The organism is Peribacillus sp. SIMBA_075, assembly GCF_046534585.1.
The window spans coordinates 1-244 of the sequence record NZ_JAWRYN010001388.1; the positions used below are offsets into that span (position 1 = coordinate 1).

The 244-nt window shown below is 43.0% G+C and carries 1 protein-coding gene; it reads right to left on the reverse strand.

Features of this window, described 5'->3' with window-relative positions; genetic code table 11:
- Positions 1 to 183: DUF1798 family protein (locus tag SB775_RS32885; RefSeq protein ID WP_410865486.1), on the reverse strand; the 183-nt coding region annotated here is incomplete at its 3' end.
- Positions 184 to 244: the final 61 nt, after the last annotated feature.

A 244-nucleotide genomic window follows, 5' to 3' on the forward strand; every position in this document is an offset into this window, starting at 1 on the left:
GTTGCGAATAAACATCAGTGAAGCATCTTTCCACTCTTCTATGGCAGCATGCCATTCATCGGCATACGGTTTTACATCTTGGAAAAAATCAGGATCCGCGTCCAGCTCACGCATTTTCTTAAAGCGTGCAAGACACATATCACATTCTTCGTATAGCTTGCTTGATAATTGCTTGAGGTCCATTTTATACCCCCTCCATAGCCATTAGTTTATCACAATCCGCCAAGCCATATACAGTTTGCCG